The sequence below is a fragment of the Mycobacteriales bacterium genome, assembly GCA_036497565.1.
Taxonomy (GTDB): Bacteria; Actinomycetota; Actinomycetes; order Mycobacteriales; family QHCD01; genus DASXJE01.
In genome coordinates, this window is sequence record DASXJE010000175.1 from 1 (window position 1) to 20,071 (window position 20,071).

Here is a 20,071-nt window from a genome sequence, read left to right on the forward strand (position 1 = left end):
GCCTGTCTCGAGGTGCATGGCGATGCGGTCGTGGAACCCGCGGCGCTGTAGTGCCTCGGCAAGCTCGCGGGCGATGGTGTCCAACGGCGCACTCAACTCGGTGCCGAGCTCGCGCATGGCGGCCGACGTCGCCGCCCACTCCGCGTCGATCAGCGGGCGTAACCGCTGCGCCTTGCGGGTCAGGTGCACCAGCCGCTGGCGGGCGTCCGAACCGGCCCGCAGCTCGACCAGGCCGCGCGTCGACATCTCCGACACGGTCTGACTACCCGCCGAATGCGTGGTGTTCATCCGCTGCGTGATGTGACGAATGGTGGAGGGACCGTCCGCGGCCACGATGCGGATGACCGCCGAGAACCGCGGGCGGTAGTCGGACAGGCCGAGGTCGACAAGTGTCTGGGCTACGTCGGCGGCCATCGCGTCGAAACACGCGCGGAACTGTCCGATGAAGGCGCCGTCCAGGGCATCGTCAGGCATGCCGGAGACTATATCAGCACTATGATAGCGCTAACATATCTCTGGTATCTCGACGCCGAGCCGTCAAGTACGGCGTCGCAAGACTAACGCGAGCGGACCGCCCACCACCACCGGCGCGGCCACCCGTTCCCGTACCCAGCGCCGCATCGTCGTCACGGCCATAATCGGACGCTGTACTCGCAAATTTGAGCCCAAATGCGAGTACGACATCCGCTGTCGCCGGATTCCGCGGGTCGCCCCGCGCAGCCGCCCGCGGGTGGGCTCAGGCGGTCTCGGGCAGCTCTCCGGTGACCAGGTAGACCACCCGGCGGGCCACGGAGACGGCGTGGTCGGCGAACCGCTCGTAGTAGCGGCCGAGCAGGGCGATGTCGACCGCGGTCTCCACGCCGTACGGCCAGCTCTCCGAGAGGAGCTCGGTGAACAACTGGCGGTGCAGCGCGTCCATGACGTCGTCGTCGGCCTCGAGCTCGACCGCTCGACCGACGTCCCGGCCGGCGATGACGCTGCCGGCCTTGGCGATGATCCGCTCGGCGACCTGGCCCATCTCCCGCACGGTGGCCCGTAGCTCGGGGGGTACGGCGGAGGTGGGGTAGCGCATCCGGGCGACCTTCGCGATGTGCAGAGCGAGGTCACCGGCCCGTTCCAGCTCGGTGACCATCCGGAGGCTGGTCACCAGGGTGCGGAGGTCGCCGGCCACCGGCTGCTGGCGGGCGAGCAGGTCGAACGCCTGCTCCTCCACGTGCCGGTAGCGCTCGTCGATCCGCTCGTCGGCACTGATGACGCTCTCGGCGAGCGCCACGTCGGCGTCGAGCAGGGCGGTGGTCGCCCGGGACATGGCCGATGCGACGAGATGCGTCATCTCGACCAGGTCTGTCCCGATCTTGTCGAGCTCATCATGGAAGTTGTCACGCATCGTCAGTCCTCATTCAGCTACCGGGTCCCCTGACCGTCGCTCCGCGAGGCCACGCGCCGCCCCAGCTGTGGTGAACCCTTGTCGTACGACGGGTGAACTCTGCCCTTCTGCCCAGGTCAGCGGGCCCGGCGGGGAGGCAGGGCTCTCCTGTAATGCCTACCATCGTTATGTGACTTTGGCGCTGGGCATCACTCTCGGCGTCCTCGCCGCGCTGGCCGTCGGGCTGGTTCTGGGTTGGCTGCTCGGCCGGCGGGACGCTGCTGCCCGGCGGCGGGCGACGGCGCCGCGGCTCCCCGGGGAGACCGCGCCGGAGCTCCTCGTCCCCGCGCCGGTGCTCCGCCGGCTGCCGGAGGTCATGCAGCTGGCCGTCGTCGTCCTCGACGTCTCTTCCGACGTCGCCCTCGCCAACGCCGCGGTGCGCGAGATGGGCGTGGTGCGCGGCGGGCATCTCATCGTCGAAGAGCTGCACCGGCTCGCCCGCGAGGCGCGGGCGAGTGGCGAGGCTCGCGAGGTGCTCGTCGACCTGCCGGATTCCCGGCTCGGCCACCACCCGGTCGCGGTCAGCGTCTATGTCACCCCGCTGGTCGAGTCGGGCTACGTCGCGCTCTTCCTGCAGGACATCACCGAGGCGCGCCGGCTCGCCGCCGTACGCCGGGACTTCGTCGCCAACATCAGCCACGAGCTCAAGACGCCGGTCGGAGCGCTGACCCTGCTCGCCGAGACCATCGTCGAGGCCTCGGACGACCCGGAGGCGGTACGCCGGTTCGCGGCCCGGATCCACCACGAGGGTGACCGGCTCGGCCGGCTGGTGCAGGAGCTGATCGAGCTGTCCCGCCTGCAGGGCGCCGACCCGCTGCCGTCCACGGCCAGCACCGTGTCCGTCGACCGGGTCGTCGCTGAGGCCGTGGACAGCACCCGCCTCGCGGCGGAGACGGCGGGAATCACCGTGGTGTGCGGGGGACGGCCGGATCTGGTGGTGCGTGGCGAAGAGACCCAGCTGGTGATGGCCCTGGTCAATCTGATCGGCAACGCCATCGCCTACAGCCCGCCGAAGACCCGGGTCGCGATCGGCACCAGGCTGCGGGCCGCGAGCGACGAGGCCGACGCCGAAGGCTCCGGCGCATACGTCGAGATCTCCGTCGCCGACCAGGGGATCGGGATCGCCGACCACGAACACGAGCGGATCTTCGAGCGTTTCTACCGCGCCGATCCCGCCCGGTCCCGGGCCACCGGAGGCACCGGCCTGGGTCTGTCGATCGTCAAGCACGTCGCGACCAATCACGGCGGCAGCGTCACGCTGTGGAGCGTGGAGGGCTCCGGATCGACGTTCACCCTGCGTCTGCCGGCCGTCGTCGGTCGCGATCCGCGCCGCGCCCCTGACCGGGTCGTGCCCATCGCCGCCGGGGCGGCGGCCGAGGTGAGAGGAACCAGGTGACCCGCGTGCTTGTGGTGGAGGACGAGGAGTCGTTCTCCGATGCGTTGTCCTACATGCTCCGTCGCGAAGGGTTCGAGGTCGACGTCGCCGCGACCGGCCCAGACGCGCTGGGTCAGTTCGACCGACGTGGTGCAGATCTGGTGCTACTCGACCTGATGCTTCCGGGCCTCCCCGGCACCGAGGTCTGCCGGACGCTCCGGCACCGCTCCACCGTGCCGATCATCATGCTGACCGCGCGGGACAGTGAGGTCGACAAGGTTGTCGGCCTCGAGCTCGGGGCCGACGACTACGTCACGAAGCCCTTCTCGTCCCGGGAACTGGTGGCCCGGATCAACGCCGTACTCCGCCGCCACGGGGAGCCGGAGGAGCTGGTGTCCTCCACCATCGAGGCCGGGCCGGTACGGGTCGACGTCGACCGGCACGTGGTGACCGTGCGCGGCGACCAGGTCGCCCTTCCGCTGAAGGAGTTCGACCTGCTCGAGCTGCTGGTGCGCAACGCCGGACGGGTGCTCACCCGCGGCCAGCTCGTCGACCGCGTGTGGGGCGCCGACTACGTCGGCGACACCAAGACCCTCGACGTCCACGTCAAGCGGCTGCGGGCCAAGGTCGAGCCCGACCCCGGCAACCCGCGCCACCTCGTGACGGTCCGCGGGCTGGGCTACAAGTTCGAGAGCTGAGTCCGCCCGGGCCGGCCGAATCCCCGGCGCAACGCACTGAGCGCCGCGCCGACGACGACCGCCTCGCTGAGGATCGAGACGACCCCGAGCGGCTCGAGCCAGTTGCCGACGTCGTCGCCGAGCATGGGGAACGCCACGAGCCTGGTGGCGGCGTATCCGACGATCGCCAGGCCGCAGACCGCGGCCGAGGCCAGGTAGACGGCGGGGACGTCGCGGACGAGCGCGATCCCGGCCAACACCACGCACGCGACGCTGAGGAGCACGAAAAGGACCCCCATGTAGGGCGCCTCGGTCAGGTGCTCAGGCGTCACCGGGATGTGCGCGACGCTCGCGACGAGCGCCGCGACGGCGAGCACCCAGCGCTCCGGAGCACGCAACGGCGTGGACATCGTGGCTGGTAGCGCCATGTGCTGACCTCCTCGGATCCAACCCCCGGTTGACGTACGCCGTGGGCCCGATTGCGGTTCAGCGAGGTGTCACTCCACGCCGGCGGGATGCGGCGCGACCAGGCCGCGCTCAAGGCGCTCGGCGGCCAGCCGGGACAGCTCTTCGTAGGCAGGCTGCCCGATCAGTGCGGTGAGCTCCGGCGCGTAGGACACGTAGAGCGGCTCGCCGCCGACGTGCGCCTCAGGCGACGACGTGCACCACCAGTGCAGATCGTGTCCGCCGGTGCCCCAGCCCCGCCGGTCGAACTCGGTGATGGTGCTCACGAGAACCTTGGTGTCGTCGGGCCGCTCGACCCATTCCTGGTCGCGCCGGATGGGCAGCTGCCAGCAGACGTCGGGCTTGGTCTCGAGCGGGTGCCGTCCGGTCCGCAGGGCCAACGCGTGCAGCGCGCAACCCGCACCGCCGGAGAAACCCGGGCGGTTGAGGAAAATGCAGGCCCCGTCGACGCGACGGGTACGCCTGCGGTCCTTCTCCTCGCCGATCGAATCGCGGACGCTGATCCCCTTGCGCTGGCCGAGGCTGGCGTGCTGCCACGTGGACGGGTCGAGCTCGCGGGCCATGCGGCGCACCCGCTTCTCATCGGCGGCGTCGGAGAAAAACGCTCCGTGGCTGCAGCATCCGTCGTCTGGCCGGCCCACGACGCCGTGGCAGCCCTGACCGAAGATGCAGGTCCACCGGGAGCACAACCAGGTCAGATCGGCCCGGACCATGTGTTCCTCGTCGTCGGGATCGATGAATTCGACCCATTCGCGCGCGAAGTCCAGACCGACTTCGCGGCTGCGGGGGTCGGACGCGCTCACAGATTTGACCACGCCCCCACCCTAGGGGGTCAACTACGGTGATCCCATGCGCCTTGGTGTGTTGGATGTCGGGTCGAGCACCGTCCACCTGCTCGTCGTTGACGCGCACCGGGGCGCGCACCCGACGCCGACCCACTCGCAGAAGAGTGTGCTGCGCCTTGCCGAGCACGTCACGGACAACGGCCGGCTGACCAAGCGCGGTGCTGATGCACTGGTCTCAGCCGCCGAGACCGCACGCACCGAGGCGGCCCGGCTCGGATGTGACGACCTGCTGGCGTTCGCCACCTCCGCGGTCCGGGACGCGGTCAACTCCGGCAAGGTCCTCGACCGCGTTCGCGAGGAGGCCGGGGTCGATCTGCAGCTGCTCACCGGGGTCGAGGAGGCGCGGCTCACGTTCCTCGCCGTACGCCGGTGGTTCGGGTGGAGCGCCGGACGGTTGCTGGTGTTCGACATCGGTGGTGGCTCGCTCGAGGTGGCGACCGGGATCGACGAGGAGCCGGACGCGGCGGTGTCCCTGCCGCTCGGCTCGGGCCGGCTGACCCGGGAGCGTCTCTCCGGCGATCCGCCCTCCCGGTCGAAGGTCGCCAAGCTCCGCGCCTACGTCGACGACCTCATCGGGTCCGAACTGACCGAGGTGAAGGCCGCCGGCACGCCCGACCGGGTGGTGGCGACCTCGAAGACGTTTCGGTCGCTGGCCCGGCTGACCGGTGCCGCGCCGTCGGCGGCCGGCCCTCGGGTGCGCCGCGAGCTCACTGTCACCGGACTCCGCCAGACGATCGCTTTCATCTCCCGGATCGAGGCCGACCAGCTCGCCGAGCTGGAAGGGGTGAGCTCGGCCCGCTCGCACCAGCTGCTCGCCGGTGCGGTGGTGGCAGAGGCGGCCATGCGGGAGATCGGTGCCGACCTCGTCGAGATCTGCCCCTGGGCGCTACGGGAGGGCGTGATCCTGCGCCGGCTCGACTGGCTGACCGGCATCGACGAGTCCGACACCGACGACCCGATCGGGCTCAGCGAGGCCCAGAGCTCACTCGCCTAGGCCCGCCTCAGGTCGCGCGCCCATAGGGTGGGGGCGTGACTGCTGACGGGGCCGCACCGGACGGGGCCGCAACCGCTGAGCACCTGCGTCGCATCGCGGTCGAGCTCGCCGCGATGGCACAGACCGGGACCGCCTTCGCGCAGGACCACTACGACACCGAGCGCTACGCCCGGCTCGCCGAGCTGTCGGCCTCGTTGCTGGGCCTGCTCACCGACGTACCGGCCGCTGAGATCTCGAGCATCATGAGCGTCGACGGCGGATATGCCACCCCGCACGTCGATGTGCGCGGCGCGCTCTTCGACGGGGACCGGGTGCTCCTGGTCCGCGAGGCCTCCGACGGCCGGTGGACGTTGCCCGGGGGTTGGGCCGACGTACTCGATACCCCGACGTCGGCCGTCGAGCGGGAGTTTGCCGAGGAGGCGGGGCTCGCGGTCCGGGCCACCCGGGTCGCGGCCGTCTACGACGGGAACGTCAGCAACGGCCATCTGGGTAGCGGGCCGCCGTTCCACGTTTGGAAGCTGTTCTTCCTGTGCGAGCGACGGGACGACACCGAACCCGAGGCGGGCCTGGACGGCGAGACCACCGACGTCGGCTTCTTCGCGCTCGACGAGCTGCCGCCGCTGTCCACCCGCCGGGTCAGCGAGGCGCAGCTGGCCCGGCTCGCCGAGCTGCACCGTGATCCGGCGCTGCCCGCGGAGGCGGACTGATGGCCACGGTCTCGGTGCCGCCCGCGCCGATCGGCCTGTCGACCGCCTCGGTCTATCCGGAGTCCACCGCCGCGGCTTTCGAGATCGCCAGCCGGCTCGGGTACGACGGGGTCGAGGTCATGGTGTGGACCGACCCGCTGAGTCAGGACGTCGCCGCCCTCCGCCGGTTGTCCGACCACTACGGGCTTCCGGTGCTGGCCCTGCACGCACCCTGCCTGGTCATCACGCAGCGGGTGTGGGGCACCGACCCCTGGGGGAAGCTGGAGCGCAGCCGCGCGGCTGCCGAGACGTTGGGTGCCGCCACGGTCGTCGTCCATCCGCCGTTCCGCTGGCAGGGCAGTTACGTCAGCGGCTTCCGCGCCGGCCTGGACCGGATGGCGGAGCAGACGGCGGTCCGCTTCGCTGTGGAGAATATGTATCCATTGCGGATGCGGGGTCGTGAGGTGTCCGCCTACGCGCCGGACTGGGCTCCGGTCAACGGCGACTACTCACACCTCACCCTCGACCTGTCGCATACGGCGGTCTCCCGCAGCGATGCGCTGGAGATGTTCGACGCCATGGGCGATCGGCTCACCCACCTGCACGTCGGCGACGGGCTCGGCACCGGCCGGGACGAGCACCTGGTGCCCGGTCGCGGCAACCAGCCGTGCGGCGAGGTGCTCGGGCGGCTGGCCCAACGTGACTTCACCGGCGCGATCGTGGTCGAGGTCAACACCCGGCGGGTCCCCAACCGCGAACGCCGCGAGGAGGATCTCGCCGAGGCCCTCGCCTACACCCGGCTGCACTTCGCCGCCCCGTCGATCCTGCGCTAAGCCACCGGCTCGTCGTCGGCGGCGGAGGCGAAGGCCGCTACGTCGGCCGGCCGGTAGCGCACCCGGAAGAACCCGCGGACCGGTTCGGCGATGTTGATGTTGTGGCTGATGGGCGTCTCGCGGGCCGGGTTGGAGAGCTTCAGCGACATCCGGACGTCGTCGTCGGCACCGGTGTTGGGGTCGTACACCGACAGCGTCAGCTCGGCGGAATCGCTGAGCTGGTAGGCATAAGCGAGCACCTGATGGTTTTTGCCGAGGTCGCCGGGGTTGAGCGAGGCGACCGTGACCAGCCCGAGCGGGCTGGGGTGGCCGGCGTCGATGTCGGCCCGCACCTGCGGCCAGTTGTCGTTGATGGTCATCCGGGATACACCGTGGCGGGTGAGCGAGCCGATCCCCATGTCGTGGCCGGGCGTGGCCATCCAGCGGTAGTACTGCACCACCCCCAGCGGCAGGTTGAAGCTGTCGATCAGCCGCCGGACGAGGAAGCCGAAGAGCGGATTGTCCCGGTGCGGCGGATCGGTCTCGTGCGGGGGCAGCGCATGGGCCTCGAAGAGGTCCCGGACGGCGAACACCATCCCGCCGCACAGGCCCCGGCTGGCGTCCCCGATCCCGACGGTTCCCGCCCGGCCGAGGTTGATCTGCACGTCGGGCTCGTGCGGGAACGAATTCGTGAACCGCAGCGCGTTGGCACTGGGCGTGAACCCCGGGACTTGGGCTGAGGCCGCCATGTGGACCTCCTTTTTTCTTCACTCGTGGGAAGAATCTTAATGTGCCGGCTGCGCTCTGGGCGAACGGTGGCACAGCCGGAGCGCGGCAGCGGTTGACCGGTCATGGCAGAGAATGACGCGTTGGATGCCTATTCGGCGACGATCGTCGCGGTCGCCGACCGCGTCCTGCCGAGCGTGGCCAGCGTCCGGGTGCGGACCCGGCGGGCCCAGGGCGCCGGGAGCGCGAGCGTGCTGACCTCCGACGGATTCCTGTTGACCAGCGCTCACGTCATCGAAGGCGCGGACTCCGTCGAGGCAGCATTCGCCGACGGCGTCGAGGTCCGGGCCGATGTGATCGGGCGCGATCCGCTGTCGGATCTCGCCGTGCTGCGGGCCCGCGGCGACGTGCCTCCTCCGGTGGAGCTCGGGGACGCCGCTGTGCTGCGGGTCGGTCAGCTCGTCGTGGCGCTCGGCAATCCGCTCGGCCTCGCCGGCAGCGTGACCGCCGGAATCGTCTCGGCGCTCGGCCGGTCGCTGCCCACCCGGGCAGGGCGGGTCGTCGACGAGGTGATCCAGACCGACGCGGCGCTCAACCCGGGAAACAGCGGCGGCGTTCTCTCCGACTCGGCCGGGCGGATGGTCGGCGTGAACACCGCGGTCGCCGGGGTGGGGTTGGGACTGGCCGTCCCGATCAACGAGACCACCCGGCAGATCATCACTGCCCTGATGACCCAAGGCCGGGTACGCCGTGCGTGGCTCGGGCTGGTCGCCGCCCAGGCGCCGCTGCCCCCAGCCTTGGTCCACAAGCTGGGCCGACCGGGAGGCCTGCGGGTCGCCGAGATCATCCCTGCGAGCCCCGCGGCCAAGGCGGGCCTGCAGATCGGCGACATCCTGGTCGCCGCCCGCAGCGCCCCCCTGACGACCAGCACGCAGGTGCAGCAGTTGATGGTCGAGGACGCGATCGGCCGGCGGCTGGAGATCACGGTATGGCGCAACGGTGCGCTGGTCGACGTCGTGACCGTGCCCACCGAACTCGCCGACGCCTGAGCCTGCACCGGTGTCCGAACCGGGGCCGTAACCTGTTGCCCATGCTCCGCTCCGTGATCCTCGCCGCGGCGGCCAACGACCGGGTCAAGCGCTGGGTGTCGACGCTGCCGGTCAGCAGGAACGTCGTCGGCCGGTACGTCGCCGGTGAGTCCGTCGACGACGCCGTCGCCGTCGTGCGGTCCCTGGCCGCCGACGGCCTGCGCAGTTCGCTGGACCGGCTGGGGGAGTACTGCGTCGAGCCGGCGCAGGCCGCCACGACCACCTCGGCCTACGTCGAGGTCCTTCAGCGGCTGCACGACGAGGGGCTGGCCGGCGACAGCGAGGTGAGCCTGAAGCTCTCCGCGGTCGGCCAACTGCTCGACGAGTCGCTGGCCCGTGACTGCGCGGCCGAGATCTGCGCCGCTGCCGATGCCGCCGGCACCACCGTCACCCTCGACATGGAGGACCACACCACGACCGAGTCGACCCTGAGCATCCTCGCCGAGGTGCGCAAGGAGTTCCCGGCGACGGGTGCGGTCGTGCAGTCCTACCTGCGGCGTACCGAGGGAGACTGCCGGGAACTCGCCCACGAGGGTTCGCGGGTCCGCCTCTGCAAAGGTGCTTACAGCGAGCCGGAATCCGTTGCCTACCAGGACAAGGAAGACGTCGACAAGTCCTACGTGCGCTGCCTCAACGTCTTGATGGCCGGCGACGGGCACCCGATGGTGGCCACCCACGACCCACGCCTCGTCGCCATCGCCGGCGAGCGGGCGCGGTGGTACGGCCGCGAGCGGGGGAGCTATGAATTCCAGATGCTTTTCGGCATCCGGCCGGACGAACAGCGCCGGCTCGTCGACGCCGGCGAAACGATGCGCGTCTACATCCCTTACGGCGACGAGTGGTACGGCTACCTGATGCGTCGATTGGCCGAACGGCCCGCGAACGTCGGCTTCTTCCTCCGCTCGCTCACGACAAAATCCTGAGGAGTTTCGATGACGCGACTCGCCGTGCTCGGCGCCGGCAAGCTCGGCGAGGCGCTGCTGTCGGGAATGCTGCGCGCCGGCCGGCGGGCCGAGGACGTGCTGGTCACCACCCGCCGTGCGGAGCGGGCCAAGGAACTCACCGAGCGTTACGGCGTACGGGCGGTCGGAAACGCGGAGGCCGCCGCGGAGGCCGAAGTGCTGCTGGTGACGGTGAAGCCGCAGGACGTCGACGCGCTGGTCGACGAACTCGTCGACCCGGTCGACTCCGGCACGCTGATCGTGTCCTTCGCGGCCGGCATCCCGACCGCGTTCTACGAGCGGCGGCTCGCGCCGGGCACCCCGGTGGCGCGGGTCATGACCAACACCCCGGTCCTCGTCGACGAGGCGATGAGTGCGCTCAGTCCCGGGTCGCACGCCGAGGAGCACCACCTGGCCCTCGCGGAGGAACTGCTGAGGCCGGTGGGGCGGGTGTTGCGGGTGCCGGAATCGCAGCAGGACGCCGTGACCGCGCTCTCCGGCAGCGGCCCGGCGTACTTCTTCTACCTCGTCGAGGCGATGACCGACGCCGGAATCCTGCTCGGCCTGCCCCGCACGGTGGCGGCCGATCTGCTTGTGCAGACGGCTCTTGGCGCAGCGGTGATGCTGCGGGACACGGGGGAGCATCCGGTCCGGCTGCGGGAGGCGGTCACCTCGCCGGCCGGGACCACCATCAACGCGATCCGGGAATTGGAGAACCACGGCGTCCGGGCCGCCCTGCTCGCCGCGATCGAGGCCGCCCGCGACCGCAGCCGGGAGCTTGGCCGGGCCCACGAATAGTGGTTCTTGGGCGTTCCAGCGCACGTGTCACATCCGTACCGCTACTCTGAGTGAAGCACGTGCGTGTCTCTCGCCCACCGCTGGGGAAGGGCGACTGCTCATCACGTGCGGAAGGTCCGGTGACGTGATGGCGTCTTCCTCGAAGTCGTCGGGGGCCCAAGAACCGCGGCCAGACGCGCCTAAGCCTGACGTGTCCACACCGAGCCCCAACTCTCTTCCTGCGCAGGTCTCGTTCCTGACGGTCGCCGAGGTCGCCGCGATGATGCGGGTCTCCAAGATGACGGTCTACCGGCTGGTGCACTCCGGCGAGCTTCCGGCGGTGCGGGTGGGCCGCTCCTTCCGGGTACCGGAGCAGGCGGTCCACGACTACCTGCAGCACGCCTACATCGAGGCAGGCTGAGCGCGACCGCGCCCCTCTGTCGTCCTGCGTAGACTCGCTCGCGTGACCTTGCACCTCTACGACACCGCCACGCGCGCGGTCCGCGAACTGCGGCCGCGCGTCGATGGTGTGGTGTCGATCTACCTGTGCGGCGCGACCGTGCAGGCGCCGCCGCACATCGGTCACGTCCGCGGTTCGGTCGACTTCGACATCCTGCACCGGTGGCTGCTGCGCACCGGCCACGCGGTCATCTTCTGCCGCAACGTCACCGACATCGAGGACAAGGTCATCGCCAAGGCCGCCCAGGAGGGTGTGCCGGCGTGGTTGGTTGCGGCGCGTAACGAGCGCGCCTTCTCGCAGGCGTACGAGACGCTCGGCTGCCTGCCGCCGACGGTTGAGCCGCGGGCCACCGGCCACATCCCGGAGATGGTCGCGCTGATCGAGCGGCTGATCGCGGCGGGCCACGCCTACGCCTCGGGCGGCGACGTCTACTTCGACGTGGCGTCCTGGCCGCCCTACGGCCGGCTGTCCGGGCAGCGGCCGGACAACGTGCAGCCCGCCGACGACGCCGACACCGACGAGCGCAAGCGTGACCCGCGCGACTTCACGCTCTGGAAGGCGGCCAAGCCGGGTGAGCCGTCGTGGCCGACCGAATGGGGCACCGGTCGACCTGGATGGCACATCGAGTGTTCGGCGATGGCCGAGCGTTATCTGGGTCCTGCATTCGACATCCACGGTGGCGGGATGGATCTGATGTTCCCGCACCACGAGAACGAGATCGCCCAGTCCAACGCCGCCGGGAACGACTTCGCGGCGTACTGGATGCACAACGGCCTGGTGACCACGGCCGGGGAGAAGATGTCGAAGTCGCTCGGCAACTCGCTGCTGGTCAGCGAGGTGCTGGCCAGCATGCGGCCGGTCGAGCTGCGCTATTACCTGGCCGCGCCGCACTACCGGTCGATGATCGAGGCCTCCGACGAAGCGATGCTGGAGGCCACGTCGGCCTACCGAAGGTTGGAAGGCTTCGTCGACCGCGCCACGGAACTGGTCGGTGACGTCGATCCGGCCGACGGCGTGCTGTGCGCCGATTTCGCGGCGGCGATGGACGACGACCTCGGCGTACCCCGTGCACTCGCGGCGATCCACGAGGTCGTGCGCGACGGCAACCGCGCGCTGGCGGCCGGCGAGAAGGATGCGGTGCGGGGCGCGGTGACCTCGGTCCGGGCGATGCTCGACGTGCTCGGTCTCGATCCGCGCGACCCGCGATGGGGTGGCGGTGCGGACGCCGACCTGACCGGTGTGATCGACGGGCTGGTCCGGCTGGCGCTCGAGGCGCGGCAGGCTGCGCGGGCCCGCAAGGACTACGCCGCGGCCGATGCGATCCGCGACCAGTTGACCGCCGCCGGCGTGGTGGTCGAGGACACTCCGCACGGACCCCGGTGGAGTCTGCGTCAGTGATCAGGCTCGTCGCGGACGGATTGGTTCGACATGGCAGGTAACTCGCGACGGCGCGGCGCGCGCCGGGCTCCGGGCAGCAAGAAGGGCGCCGTCGCCGGTTCCGGCGGGCAAGGGCGCAAGCGGCTGCACGGTAAGGGGCCGACGCCTCCCGCCGAGGAGCGACCGGGCCACCCGGCACAGCGCCGCGCCAAGGCCGCCGGCGCCGGCGGCGGACAGCGCGTCAAGGACGGTCCGGAGCTCCTGGTCGGGCGCAATCCGGTGGTCGAGGCGCTGCGGGCGCGGGTGCCTGCGACCGCGCTGTACGTCGCACTCGGCGTCGAGGTCGACGAGCGTGTCGCCGAGGCGGTACGACGGGCCGGCGACCGGGGGGTGCCGATCCTCGAGGTGAGCCGGCCGGAGCTCGACCGGCTGACCGGTGGTGTCCTGCACCAGGGCATCGGTCTGCAGGTGCCCCCGTTCGACTACGCGCACCCTGACGACCTACTCGCCCGGGCACAGCAGGCGGTCGAGCCGGCGCTGCTGGTGGCACTCGACGGGGTGACCGATCCCCGCAACCTGGGTGCGGTGGTGCGCTCGGCGGCCGCGTTCGGTGCCCACGGCGTCGTGATCCCCGAGCGCCGGGCGGCCGGGATGACCGCGACCGCGTGGCGGACCAGCGCGGGAGCGGCCGCGCGGCTGCCGGTGGCCCGGGCCACCAACCTGGCCCGTGCCCTGTCGGGCTTCGCCAAGGCCGGGGTGCTCCTGGTCGGGTTGGCTGCCGACGGCGAGACCAGCCTTGACGGGCTCGACGCCGCGGTCGACCCGATCTGCCTGGTCGTGGGCTCCGAGGGCCGGGGACTGTCCCGGCTCGTCGGTGAGACGTGTGATCTGCGCGTGTCGATCCCGATCGCGTCGGGAACGGAGTCGCTCAACGCCGGCGTCGCGGCCTCGGTCGGGCTGGCCGAGGTCGCCCGCCGCCGTAGGGCCGGATAGCCCTGCAGATTGTCGGTCCCCTGCGCCACACTCACCTCGTTGACCAGACGTCGAGGGGGTAGGCAATGTCCGAGCGTTCGAGTTATGTCGCCGGGACACCGAGCTGGGTGGATGAGACGGTGCCGGATCTGGAGGCTGCGAAGGCCTTCTACAGCGGGTTGTTCGGCTGGGAGTGCGAAACCGGCCCGGAGGAGTTCGGCTTTTACACGCTGTGCCGCAAGGGCGGTCGCAACGTCGCGGGGCTGATGCCGGAGATGCCGGATTCCAGCGCGCCTCCCATGTGGAACACCTATCTCGCCACCGACGACGCGGACGCGACCGCGGCCGCGGCGAAGGCCGGTGGCGCGACAGTCGTCGCCGAGCCGATGGACGTGGGGGAGCAAGGGCGGATGTTCTTCGCGCTCGATCCGACCGGAGCCGGCATCGGATTCTGGCAGGCCCGCCAGCACACCGGTGCGCAGCGGGTGAATGAGCCGGGCGCGCTGTCTTGGAACGAGTTGCTCACCCGCGACACCGCGGCGGCGGAGACTTTCTACCGCTCACTGTTCCCGTACGAGTTCGAGCCGATGGGTGACGGCGAGGGCGGCTTCGACTATTCCGTGCTCAAGCTCGGCGACTCCATGGTCGGGGGCCGGATGCCGATGCCGGAGATGGTGCCGGCGGAGGTGCCGTCCTACTGGCTGCCCTACTTCGGTGTCGAGGACACCGATGCGTCGCTCGCGTGGGCCGTCGAGCACGGCGCGTCCGTGCAGCGGCCGGCCGCGGACTCGCCGTACGGGCGGATGGCCGTGCTCAGCGACCCGTTCGGGGCGTCGTTCGCGATCATCTCGATGGCAGCCGACGGCGGCCAGTCGTCCTAGACCGGGCACAAAGACGGATCGGGCCCGACCTTGACGGTCGGGCCCGATCCGGTGCGATGAACCGAGGTTGTCGGCGGCGTTAGTTCAGACGCTCGCCGGACTCGGGGTTGAACACGTGCAGCTCCTCGTCGCCGACGGCGAGGCGCACCGTCGAGCCCATCTGCGGCGGCACCCGGCCGTCGACCCGCACCACGAACTTCTCCTCGTCACCGAGGTCGGTGGTGCCGTAGAGGTAGGCGTCGGCCCCGAGCTCCTCCACGAGATCGACCTTCAGCGGCAGGCCGCTCGGGTCGGAGGTGATGGTGAACGCCTCCGGGCGGACACCCAGCAGCACCTCGCGCAGGTTCTGCGAGCCGGCCGCGTCGAGGATGTTCTTCGGCAGCGGCACACTGAGCGACCCCAGCTGCGCGCCGCCGTTGGCCAGCGGCACCTTGTTGAGGTTCATCGCCGGTGAGCCGATGAAGCCGGCCACGAAGGCGTTGTTGGGGCTGTCGTACAGCTCGCGCGGGGTGGCGCACTGCTGCAGCAGACCGTCGCGGAGTACGGCGACGCGGTGCCCCATCGTCATGGCCTCGGTCTGGTCGTGGGTGACGTAGACCGTGGTGGTGCCGAGCCGGGCCTGCAGCGCGGCGATGTTGGAACGGGTCTCGACCCGGAGCTTGGCGTCGAGGTTGGACAGCGGCTCGTCCATCAGGAAGACGCTCGGCTCGCGGACGATCGCCCGGCCCATCGCGACCCGCTGCCGCTGGCCACCGGAGAGGGCCTTGGGCTTGCGGTCGAGGTAGGCCTCGAGGTCGAGCAGCTTCGCGGCCTCGCGCACCCGCTGCGCACGGTCGGCCTTGGAGACGCCCTTCAACTTGAGCGCGAAGCCCATGTTGTCGGCCACGCTCATGTGCGGGTAGAGCGCGTAGTTCTGGAAGACCATGGCGATATCACGGTCTTTGGGCGGCTTGTTCGAAACATCCTTGCCGGCGATCTGCACTTCGCCCTGGTCGATGTCTTCCAGGCCGGCGAGCATCCGCAGCGCGGTCGTCTTACCGGAACCGGAAGGACCGACCAGCACCATGAACTCGCCGTCGGAGATGTCGAGACTCAGCTCGTTGACAGCCGGCGTGGGGTTGCCGGGGTAGATCCGAGATGCATTGACGTAGGCGACCTCTGCCATGGAGGCGTCCTTTCAGGAAATCTGGTCAAGCGGGGACATTGCACCCCGCAGCTCTGGGGGATCGCGGTACAACCTAACTGATGACCTCGCGATACGTCATTAGTTGGCGACCACGTTGTTATCACGAGTTTGCTGGCGGTCCCATCGGCCGATCAGCGGTAGCGCAGTTGACCAGCCCTGCTCAGGGCTGACTACGGTGCGACGATGCCCCGCCCGCCGCGTCCCCGCCACTCGGCGACGCTCGCCTCGATCGCGGCTGAGCTCGGGATTTCGCGGACGACGGTGTCCAACGCCTACAACCGTCCCGATCAGCTCTCGCCCGACCTGCGCCAGCGGGTGTTCGACGCCGCCCGCCGGATCGGCTACGCCGGCCCGGACCCGGTCGCCCGCAGCCTGCGGACCCGTCGCGCCGGCGCGGTCGGCCTCCTTTTCACCGAGACCCTGTCCTACGCCTTCCGCGACCCGGCCGCGGTCGCCTTCCTCGAAGGCCTGGCGTTGGCCTGCGAGGGTGCCGGCACCAGCCTGCTGCTCGTCCCGGCCGGACCGGGTCAGCCCGGTGACCCCGACTCGGTCGCGCGGGCCGGCGTGGACGGGTTCGTCATCTACTCCATGCCCGACGACGACCCGCACGTGGCGGAGGCACTGCGGCGTCCGGTGCGCACGGTGATTGTCGACGAACCGCTGCGCGTGGACGACGTCGACTGGGTCGGTGTCGACGACCGCGCCGCGTGCGCGGCGATCGGCCGGCACCTGGTCGATCTGGGGCACCGACGGGTGGGGGTGGTGTGCAGCCGCCTCACGCTCGAGCGCAACGACGGGCGGGCAAGCATCGAACGGCAACGGGCGGCGGCGTACGCCCTCGAGCGGGCCCGGCTCGACGGCCTGGCCGACGGGCTCGGTGCGGGCGGGATCGACTGGGCCGACGTACCGGTGCAGGAGCGGTTCGACCACACGGTCGACGCCGGTGCCGTGGCGGCCGCGGCGCTGCTGGCCGAGCATCCCGAGCTCACCGCGATCGCGTGCACCACGGACGTCTTCGCCCTCGGCGTGCTCGCGGAGGCGGAGCGGCGCGGGCTGGCCGTGCCCGGCGCGCTGTCGGTCACCGGCTTCGACGACGTAACGGAGGCCGAACGGGTCGGCCTGACCACCGTGCACCAGCCGATGCTGGATAAGGGCACCGTCGCCGGTCGGTTGGTGTTGTCCGACGGTCCGGAGGCACGCCGGGTGGTGCTGCCGACCTTCCTCGTCGTACGCCGGTCCACCGGCCCGGCTCCCGGCGACTAGGGAGTGTCCGTGCCGAGTCGCGGTGAGGTAGTAGGCGACGGCTGGCTCATTTCGCGGCGGCGTAGTCGGCGACGACGGCGGTGGTGAGCGGGAGCCGGACCGGGGTGGCGCCGAAGACGAGGCGGGTCGCCTCCTCCGCGGCCTCGGTGACCGCCCGGGCGACGTCGTCGCCGGAGCCGGCCGGGCCGTGCACCACGACCTCGTCGTGCTGGAAGAACACCAGCTCGGCCGCGCCGTCGGCGATCACGGCCAGCCGCCGCCGCAGGAGTGCGAGCAGCACGGCGGCCCAGTCGGCGGCGGACGCCTGGATAAGGAAGTTGCGCGTGAACCGGCCCCAGTCGCGGGCCCGCCGCAGCGCCTGCTGCTCCCCGAGGTCGTCCTGACCCGGTCCGGGCGGCGGGCTGGTGCGGCCGAGTACCGAGCGCACCATGCCACCCGCCTCCCCGGTCCGGGCCGCGGCCTCCACGAGGGCGAGCGCCGCGGGATAACGCCGGGTCAGGGTGGCCAGCGCCGGGCTGCTGCCGCCGTACATCGCCGACAGCAGCCCGACCTTCGCCTGGGCGCGGTCGCCACCGAACGCCTGCGCCGCGAGTCCGGCGTAGAGATCCCCCTCGGCCGCCGCCTGCGTCATGTCCGGATCGGCGGCCAGCGCCGCCAGCACCCGGGGCTCGAGCTGCTGTGCGTCGGCGACCACCAGCACGCACCCCGGATCGGCGACGACGGCGCCTCGCACGACCCGGGGGATCTGCAGCGCGCCACCGCCGCGGCTCGCCCACCGGCCGGAGACGACGCCGGCCGGCACGTATTCGGGGTGGAACCGACCGTCGCGCACCCAGGTGTCCCGCCAGGCCCACCCGTGCGCGGTGTGCAACCGGACGAGTGCCTTGTAAGAGAGGAGCGGCGCGATCGCCGGGTGGTCGATCTCGCGCAACACATGGGCCCGGGTCGAGGTGACCGTGACGCCGGCGCGGCCGAAGGCCCGCACGACCTCGGCCGGTGAGTCGGGGTTGAGGTAGGGCGTGGCCAGCGCGGCGGCGACCTCGTCGGCCAGTGCCTGCAGCTTCGCCGGGCGCGCGCCGTGCGTCGGCCGCGGGCCGAGCGCGTCGGTGAGCAGTCGGTCGTGCACATCGGGTCGCCAGGGAAGGCCGGCGTGACTCATCTCGACCGCAGCCAGGGCACCGGCCGAGTCGGCGGCCACGAGCAGGTCGAGGGATCGCGGGCTGACCGGCGTCGACTCGTACGCCGGATGCGGCTCGGGTGCTCGGATCCAGCGCCGCTGCGCGGCGTGCACGGCGATGGCCGCCTCGAGCGGGTCGACCCCCGCTGGCAGTCCGTCACCGACCGCGTCGAAGAGCGGTTGCTGACCGGTCCGGTCGAGGCGCTGCGCGCGATCCGCGGGCTCGGCCCCGCCGTGCGCCCGGGCCCAGGCCGCCGCGAGGCTGCGCGGGGCGCCCCACCGTCCTGCGTGACCGAGCACGGTCGCTTCGGTGAGCGCGAGGTCGTGCACCTGCTCGACCCTTATCCCCGCCTCGACCAGCAGGGGATAGGTGTCCGCGGTGTCGGCCCACACCCAGCGCGGATGCTCGGCTTCCTCGCGGCGGGCGATCGCGGTGGCGAGGTCGTCGGTCGGCTCCGGTGGTCCGGCCGGGGCATCGTCGTCGTGGAGCGGCTGCAGCACGCCGCTGCCATCCCGCCTGTCCACCACGACGACCCGCACCCGCTGATTGTCGCCGTAATGACCGACGGTCCGGCGAGCCCGTGGGCCGGGTTGGTGTGTCCGCGGCGCACGAGGTCGGATCGTTACGATCGTCGGCGTACCCGCCGGCGTGGCGCAATTGGCAGCGCACCCGACTTGTAATCGGGCGGTTCTCGGTTCGAATCCGAGCGTCGGCTCCACCCCTGACCTGCGGAAACGCACTCAAGCTACTCGGGCCGAAGACCCCGGAGTAGCCACGGCGGCCGGTCATTCGTCCGTGCTCCACAGCGCAGCCTCCATCGAGACGGCGGCCCGAGCATCGCTGGCATGACATCCCGCCGAACTCCACAGGTGCCTGCTCGAACCGACCGTCTTTGATCGGCCGGGATTAATCCCGCGCCGTTGCCCCGGCATCTTGACGAGCGGCGACCAGTAAGGTAATACTTACCGTTCGTGAAAGCTTACCAACCTGGCGATGGCTGGAGCGCGATGGGCGATCGCACCCGGCGCACCATCCTCGACCGCCTCGCCGAACGTCCCCGGGCGGTCCGCGAGCTCGCCGACGACCTGCCGATCAGCAGGCCAGCGGTGTCCCAGCACCTGAAGGTGCTGAAAGACGCGGGGCTCGTCACCGAGCACGCGGCCGGCACCCGCCGGATCTATCGCCTCAACCCGGTCGGCGTGGGAGCACTTCGCGATCAGCTCGACACGTTCTGGAACCGTGCGCTGGCCAGCTACAAGGACGTCGTCGAACAACCGGCAAAGGAGAAGTCATGACGCAGGCAGCGGCCGCGGTCGTCCGTAGGCAGATCGTCGTCGAGGCACCGGTCGAACGGGCCTTCTCCGTGTTCACCGAACGGTTCGGCGACTTCAAGCCGCCCGAACACAACCTGCTCGCGTCGCCGATCGCCGAGACCGTCTTCGAACCGCGGGTCGGTGGCCACATCTACGACCGCGCCGTCGACGGCAGCGAATGCCGGTGGGCGCGGATCCTCGCCTACGAGCCACCCGCTCGCGTCGTGTTCAGCTGGGACATCGGCCCGCAGTGGCAGATCGAAACCGAACCCGAGAACACCAGCGAGGTCGAGGTCCGGTTCATCGCCGAGACCCCGATGCGCACCCGGGTCGAGCTCGAGCACCGCAACATCGACCGGCACGGCCCCGGCTGGCAGGCCGTCGGCGAAGGCGTCAGCGGTGACGCCGGATGGCCGCTGTACCTGACCCGCTACGCCGCCCTGCTTGGCGAGGGCCGCTGACATGGCACCGATCACCATGAGCACCTCAGTCAACAGGCCCGCCGAGGACGTCTTCAACTACGCCACCGATCCCACCCGCTTTTCGGAATGGCAGCAGGGTTTCGTCGACGGCCACTTGGACGACCCGGTCAACCCGGGCGTGGGGACACGGTGCATCACCATCCGGCG

Annotated in this window: 22 protein-coding genes and 1 tRNA gene; 16 read left to right on the top strand and 7 right to left on the bottom strand. The window is 70.9% G+C overall.

Annotated features, from left to right (window positions below; genetic code table 11):
* Nucleotides 1-474, bottom strand: a 474-nt coding sequence (locus tag VGH85_14685; protein HEY2175050.1) for a MarR family winged helix-turn-helix transcriptional regulator, incomplete at its 3' end; no start/stop codon positions are given.
* Between the two features lie 262 nt (nt 475-736).
* A complete protein-coding gene (gene phoU, locus VGH85_14690) occupies nt 737-1,387 on the bottom strand; it encodes a phosphate signaling complex protein PhoU (GenBank protein ID HEY2175051.1) in 651 nt (216 codons plus the stop codon).
* A 169-nt stretch (nt 1,388-1,556) separates the two neighbouring features.
* Between phoU and VGH85_14695 the strand changes: the two genes are divergently transcribed.
* Both VGH85_14695 and VGH85_14700 read left to right on the top strand, forming a co-directional pair.
* Nucleotides 1,557-2,822: an ATP-binding protein gene (locus tag VGH85_14695; protein ID HEY2175052.1), complete on the top strand. Its 1,266-nt coding sequence runs from the start codon at nt 1,557-1,559 to the stop codon at nt 2,820-2,822.
* On the top strand, nt 2,819-3,499 hold the full coding sequence (locus VGH85_14700) for a response regulator transcription factor (GenBank protein ID HEY2175053.1): 681 nt from the start codon (nt 2,819-2,821) through the stop codon (nt 3,497-3,499). Before VGH85_14695 ends, VGH85_14700 begins: the two co-directional genes overlap by 4 nt.
* Here VGH85_14700 and VGH85_14705 read toward each other — a convergent pair.
* Together VGH85_14705 and VGH85_14710 are read right to left on the bottom strand one after the other, a co-directional pair.
* Nucleotides 3,481-3,906 carry a hypothetical protein gene (locus VGH85_14705; GenBank protein ID HEY2175054.1) on the bottom strand — a complete coding sequence of 142 codons (426 nt, stop codon included), beginning with the start codon at nt 3,904-3,906 and terminating at the stop codon, nt 3,481-3,483. The genes VGH85_14700 and VGH85_14705 overlap by 19 nt on opposite strands.
* 69 nt (nt 3,907-3,975) lie before the next feature.
* Nucleotides 3,976-4,758 (bottom strand): hypothetical protein, encoded by a 783-nt coding sequence (locus VGH85_14710; GenBank protein HEY2175055.1) that lies wholly within the window; start codon nt 4,756-4,758, stop codon nt 3,976-3,978.
* 34 nt (nt 4,759-4,792) lie between these two features.
* On the opposite strand from VGH85_14710, the gene VGH85_14715 reads away from it, so the two are divergent.
* From VGH85_14715 to VGH85_14725, 3 genes are read left to right on the top strand one after another with little or no spacing between them, the layout of a single operon-like run.
* Nucleotides 4,793-5,782 carry a Ppx/GppA phosphatase family protein gene (locus tag VGH85_14715; protein ID HEY2175056.1) on the top strand — a complete coding sequence of 330 codons (990 nt, stop codon included), beginning with the start codon at nt 4,793-4,795 and terminating at the stop codon, nt 5,780-5,782.
* A 35-nt stretch (nt 5,783-5,817) separates the two neighbouring features.
* Complete coding sequence (locus VGH85_14720; GenBank protein ID HEY2175057.1) at nt 5,818-6,489, top strand: NUDIX hydrolase N-terminal domain-containing protein; 672 nt, start codon at nt 5,818-5,820, stop codon at nt 6,487-6,489.
* Nucleotides 6,489-7,301 (top strand): sugar phosphate isomerase/epimerase, encoded by an 813-nt coding sequence (locus VGH85_14725; protein HEY2175058.1) that lies wholly within the window; start codon nt 6,489-6,491, stop codon nt 7,299-7,301. The genes VGH85_14720 and VGH85_14725 overlap by 1 nt, the downstream gene beginning before the upstream one ends.
* Here VGH85_14725 and VGH85_14730 read toward each other — a convergent pair.
* Complete coding sequence (locus VGH85_14730) at nt 7,298-8,029, bottom strand: hypothetical protein (GenBank protein HEY2175059.1); 732 nt, start codon at nt 8,027-8,029, stop codon at nt 7,298-7,300. The genes VGH85_14725 and VGH85_14730 overlap by 4 nt on opposite strands.
* Nucleotides 8,030-8,131: 102 nt before the next feature.
* On the opposite strand from VGH85_14730, the gene VGH85_14735 reads away from it, so the two are divergent.
* From VGH85_14735 to VGH85_14765, 7 genes are all read left to right on the top strand, one after another.
* Nucleotides 8,132-9,055, top strand: coding sequence for a trypsin-like peptidase domain-containing protein (locus VGH85_14735; protein HEY2175060.1), 924 nt, complete (start codon nt 8,132-8,134; stop codon nt 9,053-9,055).
* Nucleotides 9,056-9,096: 41 nt separating this feature from the next.
* Nucleotides 9,097-10,017 (top strand): proline dehydrogenase family protein, encoded by a 921-nt coding sequence (locus VGH85_14740; GenBank protein ID HEY2175061.1) that lies wholly within the window; start codon nt 9,097-9,099, stop codon nt 10,015-10,017.
* Between the two features lie 9 nt (nt 10,018-10,026).
* Nucleotides 10,027-10,833 carry a pyrroline-5-carboxylate reductase gene (gene proC, locus VGH85_14745; protein HEY2175062.1) on the top strand — a complete coding sequence of 269 codons (807 nt, stop codon included), beginning with the start codon at nt 10,027-10,029 and terminating at the stop codon, nt 10,831-10,833.
* Nucleotides 10,834-11,023: 190 nt separating this feature from the next.
* Complete coding sequence (locus tag VGH85_14750; GenBank protein ID HEY2175063.1) at nt 11,024-11,233, top strand: helix-turn-helix domain-containing protein; 210 nt, start codon at nt 11,024-11,026, stop codon at nt 11,231-11,233.
* A 42-nt stretch (nt 11,234-11,275) separates the two neighbouring features.
* Nucleotides 11,276-12,670 (top strand): cysteine--tRNA ligase, encoded by a 1,395-nt coding sequence (gene cysS / locus VGH85_14755; protein ID HEY2175064.1) that lies wholly within the window; start codon nt 11,276-11,278, stop codon nt 12,668-12,670.
* A 30-nt stretch (nt 12,671-12,700) separates the two neighbouring features.
* Entirely contained in the window at nt 12,701-13,642 is a 942-nt protein-coding gene (gene rlmB, locus VGH85_14760; GenBank protein ID HEY2175065.1) for a 23S rRNA (guanosine(2251)-2'-O)-methyltransferase RlmB, read from the top strand.
* 65 nt (nt 13,643-13,707) lie between these two features.
* A complete protein-coding gene (locus tag VGH85_14765; protein ID HEY2175066.1) occupies nt 13,708-14,502 on the top strand; it encodes a VOC family protein in 795 nt (264 codons plus the stop codon).
* Between the two features lie 79 nt (nt 14,503-14,581).
* On the opposite strand, the gene ugpC is transcribed toward VGH85_14765, so the two are convergent.
* Complete coding sequence (gene ugpC / locus VGH85_14770) at nt 14,582-15,667, bottom strand: sn-glycerol-3-phosphate ABC transporter ATP-binding protein UgpC (GenBank protein ID HEY2175067.1); 1,086 nt, start codon at nt 15,665-15,667, stop codon at nt 14,582-14,584.
* A 204-nt stretch (nt 15,668-15,871) separates the two neighbouring features.
* Here ugpC and VGH85_14775 point away from each other — a divergent pair, with 204 nt between their 5' ends.
* Entirely contained in the window at nt 15,872-16,951 is a 1,080-nt protein-coding gene (locus tag VGH85_14775; GenBank protein HEY2175068.1) for a substrate-binding domain-containing protein, read from the top strand.
* Nucleotides 16,952-16,997: 46 nt separating this feature from the next.
* Here VGH85_14775 and VGH85_14780 read toward each other — a convergent pair whose 3' ends face one another.
* Nucleotides 16,998-18,668 (bottom strand): bifunctional 3'-5' exonuclease/DNA polymerase, encoded by a 1,671-nt coding sequence (locus VGH85_14780; GenBank protein ID HEY2175069.1) that lies wholly within the window; start codon nt 18,666-18,668, stop codon nt 16,998-17,000.
* A 103-nt stretch (nt 18,669-18,771) separates the two neighbouring features.
* Here VGH85_14780 and VGH85_14785 point away from each other — a divergent pair.
* From VGH85_14785 to VGH85_14795, 3 genes are all read left to right on the top strand, one after another.
* Nucleotides 18,772-18,847 (top strand) — tRNA-Thr (locus VGH85_14785).
* Between the two features lie 289 nt (nt 18,848-19,136).
* Nucleotides 19,137-19,424, top strand: a complete 288-nt coding sequence (locus VGH85_14790) for a metalloregulator ArsR/SmtB family transcription factor (protein HEY2175070.1) — start codon at nt 19,137-19,139, stop codon at nt 19,422-19,424.
* Nucleotides 19,421-19,903: an SRPBCC family protein gene (locus tag VGH85_14795; GenBank protein HEY2175071.1), complete on the top strand. Its 483-nt coding sequence runs from the start codon at nt 19,421-19,423 to the stop codon at nt 19,901-19,903. Before VGH85_14790 ends, VGH85_14795 begins: the two co-directional genes overlap by 4 nt.
* Nucleotides 19,904-20,071: the final 168 nt, after the last annotated feature.